The organism is Alcanivorax sp. HI0083 (assembly GCF_001635175.1).
On record NZ_LWFX01001399.1, the window covers coordinates 1 to 2,274 of the forward strand.

Annotated in this window: 3 protein-coding genes; 2 read left to right on the forward strand and 1 reads right to left on the reverse strand. The window is 59.3% G+C overall.

The window, feature by feature from the left end:
- Positions 1–224: 224 nt before the first annotated feature.
- The gene (locus A3754_RS21220; RefSeq protein WP_063521261.1) at positions 225–599 is read right to left on the reverse strand and encodes a hypothetical protein; all 375 of its coding nucleotides are present in this window, start codon (positions 597–599) and stop codon (positions 225–227) included.
- A gap of 34 nt (positions 600–633) precedes the next feature.
- Here A3754_RS21220 and cobB point away from each other — a divergent pair, with 34 nt between their 5' ends.
- Complete coding sequence (gene cobB / locus A3754_RS21225; protein WP_063521262.1) at positions 634–1,344, forward strand: Sir2 family NAD+-dependent deacetylase; 711 nt, start codon at positions 634–636, stop codon at positions 1,342–1,344.
- 318 nt (positions 1,345–1,662) lie between these two features.
- The coding region (locus tag A3754_RS21230; RefSeq protein ID WP_063521263.1) for a 3-deoxy-7-phosphoheptulonate synthase at positions 1,663–2,274 on the forward strand (612 nt) is incomplete at its 3' end.

The window sequence follows — 2,274 nt, forward strand, 5'->3', positions numbered from 1 at the left end:
CCAGCGCCGGGTAATCGTCTTCGGTGAGCGTACGCAAACGCAGGCGGGTTGTTTCTTCGGCCATAAAAAAACTCCGTTTTCGCTGCACGCGTCACGCTCAACGCAACAACGCGATACAGGTCTATTCATCTCTTCAATGCCGCACCCACGCTTCTAATGCCCGGGGGTTACGACGATTTTGCTTTTCCGTGTTGCGTGTCGCATGCCGCATTCTGCGTCTCTATTTACGCATTCAATGGCGGAAAGGGAATCAACCAGCTCATTTCCTGATTCTGCAACGCATGCATGCCACTGGGATAGAGCGCCACACCATCCGGGCGAATAAAAAGCACGCCCCCTTCATTCAAGCCAACAAAGCCGGATTGGTGCTCGCGGACAAAACCGCACACCTCGCTCCACTGCGGCTGTAATGAAGGTGGAATGGTTTCGTAGCCGATGACACCATTGGCCAGAGGGTCATCAATGGCAACCCGGTCGCGATACAGGCCCACCGCGTCTTCGCCGACCAGCAGTACCATGCCCTGGTGAAAGTGAAGCAGGGTCACGTTACCGCGCGGTGGCAGGCTGAGGTTTTCCTGTTGGTCGATAATGGTGTCCATAGAATCTGAAACCTTACGTAATACGGGCGGATAAATGGCTGAAAACATTGTAATACTTACCGGCGCCGGAATCTCTGCGGAATCCGGGATCAAGACCTTCCGGGCGGCGGACGGGCTGTGGGAAAACCACCGGGTAGAAGATGTGGCCACCCCGGAGGCCTTCCTGCGCAATCCCCTGCTGGTGCAGAACTTCTACAACCAGCGCCGCCAACAGCTACTCACACCGGCCATTCAGCCCAATGCGGCCCACCGGGCACTGGCCAAGTTAGAGAAAGCCTTCCCGGCGGGCAAGGTACTGCTGGTGACCCAGAACATTGACGACCTCCACGAACGCGCCGGCAGCCGCAACCTGATCCACATGCACGGCGAACTGCTCAAGGGCCGCTGCCAGACCAGCGGCGGCCTGGTAGAGCTGGACCACGACCTGACCGTCAACCTGCCCTGCCCGCTCTGCGGCGGCAAAGGCTGCCTGCGCCCTCATGTGGTGTGGTTCGGGGAAATGCCCCTGCAAATGGAAGCCATCTACCGCGCCTTGTCCCAGTGTGACCGCTTTATCAGCATCGGCACCAGTGGCAACGTGTACCCGGCCGCCGGCTTTGTAGAAGAGGCCAACCGCCATGGTGCACACACCGTGGAACTGAATCTGGAGCCCTCCCAGCGACTCACCGCCTTTGCGGAGCACCAGCACGGCCTGGCCAGCGAACTGGTGCCGGCGTATGTGGAAGAGCTGATTGCAGGAATCTAGCTGCTAGCTACGAGCTTCTAGCTGCGAGAACAACCCGTTCACTGCCAGGCACGGGGACTCGGCCTGAACGCGGGCACTGACTATGCATAACCCAGAGGGGCTACCTCGCGCCTAGTCGCTAGCAGCTCGTAGCTCGTAGCTCGTAGCTGATGGTCGCCCTTCATTGCCCACCCTATGGCACAGACAGGCCCCTTGATATTTCTCTGGCCGCCTGATTCCGCTAGACTGCTGGACCTCTACAAAGGGAGTGTCAGCCAGAGCCCGCCGCGCAAGAACAGGGCACGGGGCCTCCAGCAACTACAGGTAGCAAAGCACATCATGACCGACAAGCAGGTAGACGACCTTAACATTGCCTCGCAGGACGTACTGATTACGCCCAACGCGCTGAAGGAAAAATTGCCCCTCAGCGATAACGCCCGCCAGACTGTGATCAGCGGCCGCGAGACCATCCGTAATATTCTGGACCGCAAGGACCATCGCCTGTTCGTGGTGATTGGCCCCTGCTCTATCCACGATACGGACGCCGCCATGGAATACGCCGCCCGGCTGAAGAAGCTGGCCGACGAGGTGAGCGACACCATCTACCTGGTGCTGCGTGTCTACTTTGAGAAGCCGCGTACCACTGTGGGCTGGAAAGGGCTGATCAACGACCCTTACATGAACGATTCCTTCAAGGTGGAAGACGGCCTGCATATCGCCCGCAAGCTGCTGCTGGATGTGGCTGAGCTAGGCCTGCCCGCCGCCACCGAAGCGTTGGACCCGACCACCCCGCAGTACCTGCAGGACTTGATCGCCTGGAACGCCATTGGCGCGCGTACCACCGAGAGCCAGACACACCGGGAAATGTCTTCCGGCCTGTCCAGCCCGGTGGGCTTCAAGAACGGTACCGATGGCAGCCTGGATGTGGCTGTGAATGCCATGCTGAGCGTA

Coding starts and splice junctions, on each gene's coding strand:
- A3754_RS21220 (WP_063521261.1), bottom strand. CDS start 599: ATGGACACCATTATCGACCAACAGGAAAACCTCAGCCTGCCACCGCGC.
- cobB (WP_063521262.1), top strand. CDS start 634: ATGGCTGAAAACATTGTAATACTTACCGGCGCCGGAATCTCTGCGGAA.